At 41.7% G+C, this 13,850-nt stretch carries 9 protein-coding genes and 2 pseudogenes; 5 read left to right on the top strand and 6 right to left on the bottom strand.

What is annotated here, in order from left to right:
- Window positions 1-536: 536 nt before the first annotated feature.
- The 4 genes and pseudogenes from AC4II3_RS25440 to AC4II3_RS25425 all read right to left on the bottom strand — a co-directional run bounded on the left by AC4II3_RS25440 (window position 537) and on the right by AC4II3_RS25425 (window position 3,456).
- Window positions 537-965 carry a hypothetical protein gene (locus tag AC4II3_RS25440; RefSeq protein WP_488014050.1) on the bottom strand — a complete coding sequence of 143 codons (429 nt, stop codon included), beginning with the start codon at window positions 963-965 and terminating at the stop codon, window positions 537-539.
- Window positions 966-1,190: 225 nt separating this feature from the next.
- Window positions 1,191-1,646, bottom strand: coding sequence for a hypothetical protein (locus AC4II3_RS25435; protein WP_488014052.1), 456 nt, complete (start codon window positions 1,644-1,646; stop codon window positions 1,191-1,193).
- 219 nt (window positions 1,647-1,865) lie between these two features.
- A pseudogene (locus AC4II3_RS25430) lies at window positions 1,866-2,156 on the bottom strand (SLOG cluster 4 domain-containing protein); the annotation flags it as partial.
- A 16-nt stretch (window positions 2,157-2,172) separates the two neighbouring features.
- Window positions 2,173-3,456 (bottom strand): RNA-guided endonuclease InsQ/TnpB family protein, encoded by a 1,284-nt coding sequence (locus AC4II3_RS25425; RefSeq protein ID WP_488014054.1) that lies wholly within the window; start codon window positions 3,454-3,456, stop codon window positions 2,173-2,175.
- Window positions 3,457-3,508: 52 nt separating this feature from the next.
- Between AC4II3_RS25425 and tnpA the strand changes: the two genes are divergently transcribed.
- Window positions 3,509-3,916, top strand: coding sequence for an IS200/IS605 family transposase (gene tnpA / locus AC4II3_RS25420; protein WP_488014056.1), 408 nt, complete (start codon window positions 3,509-3,511; stop codon window positions 3,914-3,916).
- Between the two features lie 175 nt (window positions 3,917-4,091).
- On the opposite strand, the pseudogene AC4II3_RS25415 reads toward tnpA, so the two are convergent.
- Window positions 4,092-4,304, bottom strand: a pseudogene (locus AC4II3_RS25415) (SLOG cluster 4 domain-containing protein); the annotation flags it as partial.
- Window positions 4,305-4,804: 500 nt separating this feature from the next.
- Here AC4II3_RS25415 and AC4II3_RS25410 point away from each other — a divergent pair.
- From AC4II3_RS25410 to AC4II3_RS25395, 4 genes are all read left to right on the top strand, one after another.
- Window positions 4,805-4,987 (top strand): hypothetical protein, encoded by a 183-nt coding sequence (locus AC4II3_RS25410; protein ID WP_488014058.1) that lies wholly within the window; start codon window positions 4,805-4,807, stop codon window positions 4,985-4,987.
- Window positions 4,957-10,833, top strand: a complete 5,877-nt coding sequence (locus tag AC4II3_RS25405; protein WP_490722921.1) for a tetratricopeptide repeat protein — start codon at window positions 4,957-4,959, stop codon at window positions 10,831-10,833. Before AC4II3_RS25410 ends, AC4II3_RS25405 begins: the two co-directional genes overlap by 31 nt.
- A gap of 102 nt (window positions 10,834-10,935) precedes the next feature.
- The gene (locus tag AC4II3_RS25400) at window positions 10,936-11,730 is read left to right on the top strand and encodes a sulfotransferase domain-containing protein (protein ID WP_488017255.1); all 795 of its coding nucleotides are present in this window, start codon (window positions 10,936-10,938) and stop codon (window positions 11,728-11,730) included.
- A gap of 376 nt (window positions 11,731-12,106) precedes the next feature.
- Window positions 12,107-12,595, top strand: a complete 489-nt coding sequence (locus AC4II3_RS25395; RefSeq protein ID WP_488029518.1) for a hypothetical protein — start codon at window positions 12,107-12,109, stop codon at window positions 12,593-12,595.
- A 380-nt stretch (window positions 12,596-12,975) separates the two neighbouring features.
- Here AC4II3_RS25395 and AC4II3_RS25390 read toward each other — a convergent pair whose 3' ends face one another.
- On the bottom strand, window positions 12,976-13,194 hold the full coding sequence (locus AC4II3_RS25390; protein ID WP_488017431.1) for a glycosyltransferase family A protein: 219 nt from the start codon (window positions 13,192-13,194) through the stop codon (window positions 12,976-12,978).
- Window positions 13,195-13,850: the final 656 nt, after the last annotated feature.

Raw genomic sequence — 13,850 nt, 5'->3', positions numbered from 1 at the left:
GCGGCAATAGCCGAACAACAGCCCACGGGTGTAGGCGGTGGTAATAAGTCATAATGAATCTTGTCTCCTTTCATGGGGAATCTAGAGCCAGCCTTGGGACTGTGGATAATCTGTTGGCTGGCTCTTGTCATGGAACATATTAGCGTCCATGGCATGGTTTTATTATAACATAAAAACATTATATTATAGCATATTTTAAAAACTTTTGTAACAAATGTTTGGGGTTGCTGAATTTTTGAATATTAAGCAACCCCAAAATAGGAACAGGCAAGACGCCTATTCGCCAAAATAGGAACAGGCAAGATGCCTATTCTACAAAGCTTTTCAATTTATTCCATTATTAAGCAACACTAAAAAGGAACAGGCAAGATGCCTATTCCACAACACTCTTCAATTTATTCCATTATTAAGCAACGCCTTTAGGGAACAGCGGATCTGGAAACAGGGAAAAATTTTCTGTACCTCATTAGGCTATAATCAGCTTTAATAATTAAAAGTGTTGTGTCAATTATTGTGTACTTGGGATACCAAGCTGACTAGCACGGATCATAAAAAAAACTCTGTTTTATCGCGTTCCACTCTCGAATTAAGTGGGTTTCACTTGGCCTTAACTTACGCCCCTTTAACTCAGGGTGACTAGCATAGAATACAGCATCGATTAATGCTGTAATTGTTTCCCCGTAATCCTTCAAGTCATAATCATAGGTTACATCATCAGCATAACAGCTAGGTATTTCCGTCCAGACAATCCTCTCTTTCAAAACCTCTTTAATAGCCAACCACTCTTGTTTGTACTGTGTTTGGTAAGACTTGATACTCTTGTTTGACATTTCTGGATTAGCCTGCCAAAAATAAAAGTTAGTAAACCGGTCTAGTACAGACTCGGGAACACACGCAAGTGCTTGACTATGTAAAACAACGGAGGCGGAAATAATGGATAAGGCTAGAGATTTAAGTTTGAGCATTGTCCGAAATTGTTACACTTATTTCTTTAGTCTTCCTTTCCTATAGGGGGTCTTCAGGACTTTTTGTCCATTAGTTCCAGTGCCATGCTTTTTTGGAGCGGCTACGGTAACGCATTTTTATTCCTGCTGGAAAATCAGGTATGATTCCCCAGCAAACTATTGCACTGAGACAATAATACTTAAAGGTGTTGTGTAAATTATTGTCTGCTTGACATACCAAGCTAACTAGCACCAACTATAGGATGAAACACTCTGCTTGATCAAGTTCCACTCTCGAATTAGCTGGGTTTCATTTGGTCTAATCTTACGCCCCTTTAACTCAGGGTGACGAGCATAGAACACCGCAGCTATTAATGCTGTAATTGTTTCCTGGTTATCATTGACGAAATAACTATAGTTGAGATCATCAGCATGGTTTTCATGATCAGTATAACCATCACACCTAGGTAATTTCCTCCAGACAATCCTGTTTTTCAAAGTTTCTTTAATAGCTAACCACTCTTGGTTGTACTGTGTTTGGTCAGACTTAAGACTATTGTTTGACATTTCTGGATTAACCTGCCAAAAATAAAAGTCAGTAAAATCCTTTACTACAAACTCGGGCACAGAGGCAAGTGCTTGAGTTTGTAAAACAACTGATGCGGCAAGAATGGATAAGCCTAGAGATTTAAATTTGAGCATTGTCCGAAACCGTTACACTTCTTTCTTTAGTTTTCCCTTATATAGGAAAATGATTTAGCGATAGCCAAGGGACTTATTTCAACCAATATAGAACTGAACTATAAGTTTTACTTCCGTGATTTCTATGAAAATAGTGCTTGATTTTGAAAAAAATACTAATTGAATATTCCTAATTTTCGTTGTCAGTTTTTTGTCATCTAGCCTAAGTCTGAAACAAATCTAATTTTTACCCTGACTTAAAATAGTTTTAACTAACTCAATAGCAGCATCTGGATTTGTTGCCAAAAATACATTCTCCTGGGACAGACTACAGAAAAACTGTTGACTCTCTCGATGGTCACTCAACAAAACTACTTTTTTCCAACTTTTGAGAGCCAGAGCAATTTCTGATGCTGTTCCTATGCCCATTCCACAGGCAATTACCACATCACTAGAGAGTACATTAATCGTATTGCGAGCATTGCCCATATCCGTAACGATGGCAATATCGACCGCATCAGACATGGCTCTATTGACTCTCCCCGCTTTAAAAAGACGGGGATTCGTTAAGAGTCCACAACCGAACTCTTACAGGCGTAGTCAAAGCGCCCCTACTGAGTTCTATCAGGTCAGAGCCGATAGTTCCCGCTACTTTTCTGATGATATTTAACGCACCATTACAGTCTGCATTGACATATAAATTCGATGCAGTCCTATACAATCCTCGCTTCACCCTTTTTCCTGAAGGCTTCCAGCATGCGGGTTTTTCACCGAATATGGGAAGACTGTCATTGTCTAGTGAACTTGCTTTGCTTGTATAGCTTTCTTCTGTCTCAACAAAGGTGATTCCGTAGAGATCACACATTTTAGAAATTCGATTCTTCAACCTGGCCGTAGGGATTTGGATAAATTTTTGATTATTCCTTTTTCCTATATTGAGGCCATTTTTTTGTCCTTTGTTCCATCCAAAGACGACAGTTCCAATTTCGTTTTTAAGACAGTGATCGATGACTAATCTAGCAGCTTTATTGACTCCGTCACGCATTTGACGGTTTCGCTTTTCTGATCTATTTGCTAGTTGTTTTGTCCAGTAATCTTTCCCATACCCTTCCTTGAGGGATGACACACGCTTGTTGTACCACTGATTCAGGCTTTTAATGTGCTTGCCATCAATTATAAACCCATTACCTAAGGTGTCAACGCATGTCAACCAGTTATCAATTCCATGGTCAATGCCCAATAGTTTAATGGAATCTACATTGACATCTTTTGATTCTATTTTGTAAATAAACTCGACATAAAACTGTCCGTTTCTTGGTAATATCCGAACCTCTTTTATGCTTTCCCAGTCAAGGTTAGAAGGAAACTCGACATAAAATTCGGATAGTCCAAACCATGCTTTGACCTGCCTACCTAACGGAAACCGAAGTTTGTTATCAACCAACTTTAGCCATCTTTTCGGGTATGAGACGGTAAACATTCCTCCTGATCTTCTGTACTTAGGAGGATTAGGCTTGTCATTTAATTTTCCAGCTTTGTATAGCTTGTCTAGTTTCTGAAAAGATTTAAAAGATTCAGCTACTCCATTACAAACTTGTTGAGAAGCGCTTACGTACATAGCAGAAAAATGCTTGTTACGTTTCATTTCTTTACACAATTCAGACCTGTTCACAATTCGACGAGTCTTGAACCATATTTGCCTTGCATAATAAACAGAGCAGTTGTAAATATTGTTTGACTCTCTGCATATGTACTCAATCACTGCCAACAAGTCTTTGTCAGGTGACAATCTTACTTGCTGGCAACCCCAGTAAGATGGTTTTTTACTCATACCACTATTATAGGCTATGATGTTGATAACTTGCCATTATCGACATAAATAAATGATTAAGACTTCTGATAAATATAGAAGAACCTCTCATGCTGTAGGATTAGCGCATGTTCACATGGTTTGGATTCCGAAAAGACGTAAACCCGTACTGGTTGGTAAAGTTAAAAATCGCCTATCTCAAATACTGAATGATGTAGCAGTAGAAAAAGGTTGGTTCCTTAAAGCACTTGAAATTGCCCCAGATCACGTACATGTACTGGTAGAGCATTCTAGTGATGTAGCCATTCATGAAATAGCCAAAGCCTTTAAAGGTCGATCGTCGAGAATCCTGAGGCAAGAGTTTCCTCATTTGCTTAGATTACCTAGTTTGTGGCCTAGGTCTTATTTTTACGACACGACAGGATCTGTTAGTACATCAAAAATAATGGCTTACATCAACGATCCACATCACGGCAGGTGAGCAATCCCTCACCTGCCGTGTCGCGTTTCTTTGAAGTTACCGTAAGAGTAGTGGAGCCTTATTTACAAGATTTAACCCTTTTACCCATAGCCGACTAACCATAAAGGCTCCACTACTCTTACGGTTTCGTCTCCTCCCCGGATTAAAATCGCGGGGCTACCACGCTCCCGCGTATTTCCGTGTCGTTGCTGGGTAAAATACCAATAGTTAACCCACCAACCATTTTGGCTCCCCGACTGGCCGCATCCATCACTCCCACATTTCTGCCACCGGTCAGCAGTACCCAGCCATTATCAGCAATGAGTTGACCGAGACGATAAGCACGATTAATGTCAGTAGTAGTGGCCTTGTCACCAGGCCCCATGACCCCAACCACTATTTTTCTCATGGCTTACTTAAGTATCAGAGATTGTTTATAAAGTAACTCTTTTGAAAAAAATAGTATGAAGCGTCTGTAAAAGTTGTGTGAAAATTCGGTAAACCGGTGCTTAATTGTTAAACCAATAACAGCTATAATATCGCTCAGGGGGTGACAAGCTAATTGAAAATATTACAGGGGTTAGGTTAATGGGGTTAGGTGTTAGGTAAAATTGTCAAGGGGGATGGATTGATTAAAACTATCATTGACGAAGTCTGGTTAAAATTGCTTCAATTGCTGGGAAATATAAATGACACCGATGCGCTCATTTTACCCAATACCTAAAACCTAAAACCTAAAACCTATCTAGGTTTGAGCTTTGTTGTCACCCCGTGAGATAATATCGACTGATATGCTAATTATTTCGTTTGCTAATAATGTCCTTAACAAAATCGAGTGATCTATAACTGATTAAACCATTTTTTAATAAAAATTAGATATAATTCCTAGCGATATCTAATTTTTATATCTTGACTACTGTTCCCGATTCCCGATTCCCTCGGTGCGCTTTCCGTAGGCGAATTAAATTCGCCACGGGTCGCACCGCTCCCTACTCCCTACTCCCTACTCCCTACTCCCTACTCCCTACTCCGAGATCAGTTGTTCTCTGTTGCCTTTGGAAATGTTCCATCGACTCAAACGATACTTTCTGATTAGTTCGCCATCCCCCAAACATCATCTGCTGCCCTCAATGGCAGAAGATACCTTGCTCACTCCCCATCGACTCCATTATCCCCATTGGCATGGGAATAATGATCATCTCCCCCCTGTTGCGTTAGTTAACTGGTTATCGACATCAGAAGCATCTAGAGAACAAAACAATAATCAAGATAATAATCAAGATAATAATCAAGATAATAATCTAGGAACTATCCCCCTAGCAGGAGAACATAAAACAGCGGAATCATGTATAAATCATGGGGATTACCTGTGGGCAAAAGGTCAACTAAATCAAGCAGTGACCCAGTATCACCAGGCAATTAAACTAGATCCTAAATCGAGTTTGGGTTACCAACGTCTAGGAGCAACGTTGAAGCAACAAGGTCAATTCGATCAAGCTACTGCTTACTATCGCAAAGCCATTAAATTGGCTGGACTAGAAACCATCGAGTTGGATCACTCACAATCAAAACAATCATCTATAGGTCAATCTGTTCCTAGCTCTAGTGAGCGCCACTGTAAACAATATCAGTCAGGAGGTCTTTTGGAAGCAGTTACGGTTTATCTACAACAGGCGCAGACTTACTTGAAGCAAAGACAATGGCAACAGGCGATCGCTGCCTGTGAGCGAGCCATTAAAATTGCCCCAGATACAGCCCAGGCTTACAAGATTTGGGGAAATGCGCTACAGTTCATGGGTCAGACTACTGAAGCTATGGGTTACTATGGCCAAGCTTTGGAAATTGAGCCGGATTTTGCAGAAGTTTATGCTAATCTCGGTAGCTTGTATGCTGGTCAGCAGAAGTGGGAAAATGCGATCGCTTATTATCAAAAGGCGATTAAGCTAAAACCCGATTTGGCTGGGGCTTATCGCAACTTAGCTAAAGTATGGACTCAGGTGGGGAACCAACAGGAAGTCCTTAAATGCTGTTATCATCAGCTGATGCTAGAGTTGGATAAATCTAAACCAGAGGACTTCCTTAATCTAGGAAATCAGTTGTTTAAGGAAGGTCTGGTAACAGAAGCGATCGCTTGTTACCGCCAGGTAATTGAGCGGAATCCCCAGTCGGTGGTAGCTTACCAAAACCTGGCAGAAGCCTTGAATCGCCAGGGGAAATGGCAAGAGGCCAATGCTTGCTATCGTAAATTACTCCAATATTATCGGACTGGTTCTCAGTTAACAGCTTCTCAGTTAACTAGTCAGATCAATGGTCAGTTAACTGGTCAGTTAACTAGTCAGATCAATGGTTACACCCACAATCAAGCTAACCGCTCTGATGCCCTGAAACAGGCTATTGTGCCTCAATTGGTAGACAACCAGAAGCAGCAGCAGGTGTCAATCAATCCACCATTACGTTACAGAGGAGGGGCGATAAAAGCATCAACTGTTGCCATCGTGCCTAGCCCATCTCAAATCACCGTTAATCCCAGCAATGAAACGGTAAAGCCTATCCCTACTGCTCCAGAACGATTAGACCCAGAACAATTAAAGCCAGAGCCATTAAAGCCAGAGCCATTAGACCGAGAGCCATTAGACAGAATCCGCGATCGCACACCACAACTCTGCGGCGGCAATCATTTCCTGCAACTTCCTAACTCTAGAGCGTCCCAGTCTAATCTAGACCGAGATCAAAGCCTTGAGTCGTTTATCAAAGCAGCTCAACAAAATCCAGATTCAGCTAAAATCCAGACAAATTTAGGCAGTGCTTATGCTCAGCGGCAGCAGTGGCAAGATGCGATCGCATGTTATCAAAAAGCGATCGCAATTAATCCCAGCTTTGCTGGAGCTTACCGTAACTTAGCAAAAGTTCTAACTCAAACCAATCAATCCGAGGCAGCAGCGGATTATTGGTATCAAGCTCTGACATTGGAACCGAATACGGTATCGGCTGAAGAACACTTCAATCTCGGTAATACCTTAACTGCCCAAGGGAAATTAGCCCAAGGGATATCCTGTTATCGTCAGGCAATGGAATTGAAACCTAATTTGTCTGAAGCTTACCATCGACTAGGGGATTTACTAAAAAAACAAGGACAAGAGCAAGAGCTGCTAACCCTTTATCAGCAAGCAGTTCAAAACAATCCCCAAGATGCTAAAGCTTATTTCTATTTAGGAAACCTGTTCACAGAGCAAGAAGCATGGGAGCAAGCTTACCCTTGTTATCTCAAAGCCACTCAACTGCAACCGAGTCTTGCACAAGCCCATCATAATTTGGCAGATACCTTAGTTAAGCAGCAACGGTGGCAAGAAGCAGTAACAGCTTACCGTCGAGCCATTGAGATACAGCCAGAATTTTCCTGGTCTTATAACAACATGGGCGATGCCTTGCTTAAGTTAGAACGGTGGCAAGACGCAGCCGATGTATTCCGACAAGCCATTGAACTCAAGCCAGATTTCCCCTGGTCTTATCAAAATTTAGGTGATGCTCTACAAGCCTTGGAGCAGTGGGATGAAGCAATTATTGCCTATCGCCATGGGATTGAGGTGAAATCCGATTGGCCCTGGTCTTATTACAACTTGGGACAAGCCTTAGCAAAAACTGGACAGTGGCTTGATGCGATCGCAGCCTATCGTAACGCTATCGAACTTGACTCGAATTTTGCTAAAGCCTATAGTCATCTCGGTGAAGCCTTAGCCAGAATTGGCGAGTGGGATGAAGCCATTAGCTGTTACGAACAAGCGATTGATATTGACCCCAGTCTTCATGTTTCCGTCTACCAGAATTTAGGGGAAGCCTTAGAACGAAAAGGATATAGTAATTCAGACTATAGTAATTCAGAGCTTAATAATTTAGAACTTAGGACAAAAGACGATAACTCTAGATGGCTCTTTGAACCAATCAATTCAGAGCGATTGACAAAAGACGATAGCTCTAAGTGGCCCCACGTTTTCCTTCAACCCTTTCATCCCCCCCAAACTCTCCCCGATGGCAGCCCCTGGCCAAAGATATCGATTGTTACCCCTTCGCTGAATCAAGGTGAGTTTATCGAAGAAACTATATTATCAGTGATTCATCAGCACTATCCCCATGTCGAACACATCCTGATTGATGGGGGCTCTACTGATGAAACCATGACCATTGTTAATCAATATCGAGACCACCTTACCTATGTAGTTAGTGAACCCGATAGTGGCCAAAGTGAAGCCTTGAACAAAGGATTTGCGATCGCATCTGGAGAAATCTTGACTTGGCTTAATAGTGATGACCGATTAGCGCCAGGAGCCTTATATAGAGTAGCGCTAGGGTTTTACACTAGTGGTGCTGATGTGGTAGCCGGTGTCTGTCAACTGTTTAAGGATGGCGTAGCCCTAGAGCAACACTTGACATCTTGTGCTAATGGACTGATGTCCCTTGAGCAAATCTTAGATGTGAAAAGGAATTGGCTAACAGGGAAATTCTTCTATCAGCCAGAAGTCATGTTTACCCGCACCATTTGGGAAAAGTGTGGTGCATCAGTAGATGAAGCCCTCTTCTACAGTATGGATTACGAGTTGTGGGCGCGATTTGCTGCCAAGGGAGCCACCTTACAGGTAATTGGTTATCCCGTAGCTCAATACCGTATCCATGAAAACCAAAAGACTAGCACTAAAGATAAGTATGAGCCGGAATTACTATCAGTATCAGAGGCACTGCGGACTAAATTTAACTGTCCTAAGTCTAAGGCAACAGAAGAGCCTGGGCAACGCCACAGCCTGCGCATTGTGTGCTTCAACGATACCGGATTTCTCGGAGGGGCTGGGATTGCTCACCAACGAATTGCCAAATCCTTAGCCTTAGCAGGGCATCAAGTAATTCCCGTTGCTGGCACATTAGACTGGTCATTAACTCCCGTAGACTGCACAGGGTCAGAGGTCTATCAATTAATTGCTAGTCTCAATCCGGATTTAGTCCTAGTGGGCAATATCCATAATATGACCAATCCCTTGGATATTTTGGAAATACTTACCAGTCATTTCCCCACCATCTTCGTGATGCACGACCAGTGGTTACTTACCGGACGCTGTGCTTATGTAGGGGATTGTGAAAATTACACCACCCTATGTGATCACGAATGTCCCACTAGCCATGAGTACCCGAGCTTAGCATCAGAAAAAATAGCCGATGCTTTCCGTAAAAAACATCGGCTTTTAGGGAGCTATAAAAACTTGTTAGTCCTAGGGGATAGTCACTGGACCACTAATTGGGCTCGTTATGCCTTTGACTATCACCAGTCTCGACGGAATTTCCAAGAATGGGATGTTCCTCAGGAACCGCTAAGGGATGTTCCGTTGGAACCGCTACGGGACCGCAAATTTCAGAGAATTTACTATGGCATCGATTTAGACATCTTCCGACCCTTAGACCAGTCAGAATGTCGGAGTCAGCTAAATTTACCTCACGATAAATTTATTATACTCACTGGTAGTCAATCTGTAAACGATCAGCGCAAAGGGGTTAAGTATCTACTCAAAGCCCTAGACATTGCTAATCTCGATAATATCCTACTGGTTAGTTTTGGTCATGGCTCTGCGATCGCAGAAAACCTTGATATTTGGAGTACAGGATATATCGAGAACCCCTTTATACTAGCATCTTACTACAGCGCTGCCGATGTATTTATTGGGCCATCCCTTCAAGAAGCATTTGGTCAAACCTTTATAGAAGCAGCAGCCTGTGGTACACCAGCCATTGGCTATGGAGTAGGTGGTGTCAAAGAAGCCATCTTGAATCGAGTGTCAGGACGAGTAGTCACTAAAAAAACCCCAGAAGCCTTAGCTAAGGTAATCAAAGAATTATACTATGACCCCCACAAATTAGACCTGTTGGGGAAAACTGCAGCTATGTATATTGCCAACCACTTCTCCTTGCAGTCGAGCTATCACAGTTTTATGGTGGCCTTAGACCAAGGGGGTTGGGTCGATAAGCTCCAAATTCCCAGGGCAAGTAAATTTTTAGTAGACTCTCCCAAACTTACTCAACCCCTAGGGATTAAAAGCGGCATTCCCAAAAACAACAGTAGTATTATCTCTGGGGTTGGTATTCAAGGTTATACCCGTCAGGGTTTTGGAGCATTAGAAGAACCAATACCAGAAATTGGTCTTTTTCGTCCCAGCCAGTGGTTACTGTGGCCAGAGGGAGAGTTTGCCATCATTGCCGATAATCCCAGGAAAGGTCAGCTAGTCATTGCCTGCCGTAACGTGTCCGAGGGTCAGTTCCTTGAAGTTTTGCAACAGGGTAAGGTACTATTGCGGGTAGCAGTGCATCACTCTGGGATCGATCAAGTTAATGTATTTACCCTACCGATTTCGTTACTTGAAGGCTTCAATTTATTTTCCCTGAAGACCGAGACCTATCATATTGATCAGTCCAATCGTCATTTAGGGGTACTGATTGAGACAATTACATTTACAGAGCAACTCGATTGGGAACCGTTGCGGGAACGCAATCAATTATCCATCCTCATGGATGACCATCTCAATGGTATCGGTTGGTTATCACCTGAGACATTACATGGCACACCAGTTCGCTGGATGGAGAAGGTAGGTAGTGTGATTATTGACGGTATTAATACTATCAAGCCGCTGCAAGTGCGAGTTTCAGGAATGATGGCGGTTGAGAAACGGTTTATTAGCGATATGGTAGTTAAGGTAAATGGCAACGCTATTGATGGAGAGGTTCAGGAACAATCCGATAAATCTTGGGTGTTTGAAGGAATTATTCCCTCTGGCCGCCTAACCTTAAACGCTCCATTTGTGCTATCGATCGAATCACCAGGGGTGGGTAAGTTATCATCTATTGATTCGAGATTAGCTAGCCTATTAGTGAAATCGGTGACCATTGGAGCAGCTGAAGGCTAATGGCATAATCGAGTAATAGAATAAAACTATCTCTAGGAATAAAAATATTTATAGCAGTTCTCAAATCGGTTTTGAGAACTGCTATCTAGTCGCTTTGAACCAATGGAAAAAATTATATATACACGAGACAATCAGAAAGTTTATCTTGAGGTACCTCCCCCTGGTGATCTTCCTAGTTTCTTCGTCTTCGCGCTGCACAAATCAGGGAGTGTGATGCAGGACAAAATTATTGAAGATATTGGTTTTAACCTAAAGATACCACTGATTAGTGTTGCCAAGACTTCCTTTAATCAAGGAGTAGAAGAAAGTGCCTTTGGTAAGGAGATATGTGACCTTTTTGTTAAAACCGGATATGGCTTTTACGGCTCTCGATATCTCCCAGCCTATCTTAATGATTTCGATTTGAGTGGCTTTAAAAAAATCTTACTAATCCGGGATCCTAGGGATATTGTAGTATCCCATTATTTCTCCATGAAGAACAGTCATGTTATTCCCCCAGGTAAGATAGGTGATACCCTTTCAAAAAATCGCCAGCGACTACAAGAGATGGATATAGACCAGTATGCGATTCAACAAGCACCGATATTTCGCAAAATAATTCAAAGGTACAGCAAGATTGAAGACCAGTTATTCAAACTGTTTAGGTATGAAGATATCGTTTTCAATAAGCGTCAGTGGGTTGCGGATATTATCGATTTTTTAGAAGTAGAGCTTGAAGAGACTAAAATAGAGGAAATAGCTAAGAAGCACGATATTTTTCCAACTAAAGAAAATCCGGCATCACACATCCGTAAAGTCACCCCAGGGGATTATAAAGAAAAGTTGCAACCTGCCACGATTGATCAGCTTAATGAATGTTTTAAACCTATCTTGATTAAGTATGGGTATGAGAATTAATTCATAATTCTTAATTCATAATTCTTAATTCATAATTCTTAAATGTTAAGCATTATTTAAGGTTTTTCCCACTCCCTATCGGGTACATTTCACTGTCTTTATGCAAAGCCCCAGTGGGTGAAACCCCCTTTTGCTGCTGACAAAAATTCCAGATAAAATTCCCACACTCTCCACCCGCCAGACATTTCTTTTCTTTCCTCTTGACAAGTGTTTTTCCTTTAATCTAATATATCGGAGGTTGCTTAAGCCCCTAGCAGCAAAAAGCTGGGGAAGTAACTTCTGTAGGGGTGCAGAAAAAAAATAGTTACGAGGGTGTTTAACCTTTCGGTTAATTACTTGTTAACCCAATCATTACGATAAGGAAAAAAAATTAATTATGCAAAAACTACGCAATGCGCTATTGGCATTAGTTATTGCCATAGCTCTGACTTGGATGCCTTCTTTTACGGTACCTTCCGCACAGGCGGCTGCTGAAGTTGAATTTCATCCTGGACTCCAGTTTTCAATCGCCCCGACCGGACAATGGATAGAATCACAAAGTGGTCCGATATTTTCTCCGGACCACGAAGTTCATGTCTATTATGACTCCCTAAGGGTGTCTTCTGATAATCGTAGCTGTCCTAAATTTGGCCCTTCAACTGAGGTAACAGGCTACGTCATGTCTGATAACAGCGGTGATATTCAAAAATTCGAACTTGTATCCCTTGACCCCCCTGCAGTGGATTTCGTCAAGTTTGGATCGTTTATTACTCCTGAGTGCTATTACGGTAGTGGTGAGATCCAGATCTGGTTCACTGGTACCGGCTCTGGGTGTGTCGATAGTGATTTCGGCGAAAATTACAGTTTTCCAGTGATTTGCGAATAATAAGTTGTTGAGTCTGGAGAAAATTATCAGCAGTGAAGTAAGTTAGCCTTTGCTACTGGAATTCTCCCCAAGGAAGCAACTGAAAAAAGGGTTGCTGTTGTGCATTTTTAATGCATAACAGCAAGGCAATAGGCAATAGGCATGCTAGACCCACCCCTAACCCCTCCCAGGAGGGGAAGGCAATAGGCAATAGGCAATAGGCAAAATAGTTTCAGTTTTTTTTACTGATTTAATAATAAGGTTTTTTAAATGAGCGAAAGCTTAAGAAGTTGCTTCTGGCAACCACAGGGCTCGGCTTCCTCTCAAAAATACTAGATTTAATATTATTTCTACCATCGCAGCGTCTTGATTTAATTCCCTATTGAAGCCCCCTACTAGGTCTAAACGACTGCGACTTGTTTCTCTAGGGCATCTGGTAGTAAAACACTGTCACTATCGACAAAGGTGACAAATTCCCCTTGGGCCATCTCAAGACCGCGTTCGCGTAGCGTGGCCGTAGGCCAATCGCACAACGCCCCCCATGTGCGTACGCATCCCCCTACACTTACTGATTTATACCGCTTCTCATAGTAACCAGTCCCCCCCTGATTAAGGAGCATAAGTGACATGCTCCCTGAGTTTTTCGTAAGATATGAGTTTTTTTATGAGTTTTATGAGTTTTTCTATGAGCTTTTTTATGAGTTTTGGGAGTAGGTCAACGTAATAGTACAAAAGTACTATTAAAAACGACTGCTACTGAAGCCCCGAAAACACTGTAGTTCAAGGGTTTGTAGTTCAAGTGTTCTGACAAAATTGACCTGCTCCCTGAGAGGTGCGTTAGATATGAGTTTTTTTATGAGTTTTATGAGTTTTTCTATGAGCTTTTTTATGAGTTTTGGGAGTAGGTCAACGTAATAGTACAAAAGTACTATTAAAAACGACTGCTACTGAAGCCCCGAAAACACTGTAGTTCAAGGGTTTGTAGTTCAAGTGTTCTGACAAAATTGACCTGCTCCCTGAGAGGTGCGTTAGATATGAGTTTTTTTATGAGTTTTATGAGTTTTTCTATGAGCTTTTTTATGAGTTTTGGGAGTAGGTCAACGTAATAGTACAAAAGTACTATTAAAAACGACTGCTACTGAAGCCCCGAAAACACTGTAGTTCAAGGGTTTGTAGTTCAAGTGTTCTGACAAAATTGACCTGCTCCCTGAGAGGTGCGTTAGATATGAGTTTTTCTATGAGTTTTTCTATGAGTTTTTCTATGAGTTTTATGAGG

Source organism: Moorena sp. (assembly GCF_982860115.1).
Note: the sequence above shows the minus strand (reverse complement) of the source record. Positions and strands in the feature narration are given on the sequence as shown.